Annotated in this window: 1 protein-coding gene; it reads right to left on the bottom strand. The window is 67.5% G+C overall.

What is annotated here, in order from left to right; genetic code table 11:
- The coding region (locus Vqi01_RS30405; protein ID WP_204038564.1) for a glycoside hydrolase 43 family protein at positions 1-750 on the bottom strand (750 nt) is incomplete at both ends.

Below are 750 nucleotides of genomic sequence, written 5' to 3'. Positions count from 1 at the left end.
ATCGGGCCCTGCATGTTGAGCAGCACCTGCCGCTGCTCGTACGGGCCGAAGGGTCCGTTCGTGGACTTCAGCACGTACTGGCCGTTGGCGGGCCGGGTCAGCCAGATGTAGTAGGCGCCGTTGCGCTTGTAGAAGCGGGCGCCCTCCAGGGTGCCGATGCTCGACGGGGTCTGGTACACCTGCTGGGCCCGCACCTGGCTGCGCCCGTCGGCGGAGAGCTGGGCCACGCTGATCGTTCCGTTGCCGTACGCGACGTACATGGTGTCGTTGTCGTCGATCAGCAGGCCGGCGTCGTAGTAGCAGTTGGGGATGGTGGCGTGCCGGCTCCACGTGCCGTCGACGGCCGAGGCGGTGTAGATGTGGGTCTGGGAGAAGTCGATGCAGCCGGCCCAGTAGTACGTCCGGTTGCTCTGCCGGTAGCCCAGTGTGGAGGCCCAGATTCCGTCCACGTACGCCTGTTGTCCGCTGGGCAGGTCGTACTTGGTCCCGAAGTCCAGCCGGGGCACGGAGTGCCCGGCGAACTCCCAGTTCACCAGGTCCCAGGAGCGCAGGATCGGCGCGCCCGGCGAGTAGTGCATCGTCGAGGCCGTCATGTAGTAGACGTCTCCGACCCGGATCACCTCGACGTCGGCGAAGTCCTGCCAGACCACGGGGTTGGTGAAGTTGCCGCCGGGGTTGGGCGGCGTCGTCGGCGGCGTGGTGGGGTTGGTCCCGCCGTCGACGCGGACGAGTTGCCACTGCTGGTTGGCA

The sequence above is a fragment of the Micromonospora qiuiae genome (genome assembly GCF_016863555.1).
GTDB lineage: Bacteria > Actinomycetota > Actinomycetes > Mycobacteriales > Micromonosporaceae > Micromonospora > Micromonospora qiuiae.
This window is presented reverse-complemented; position numbering and strand designations above follow the sequence as displayed.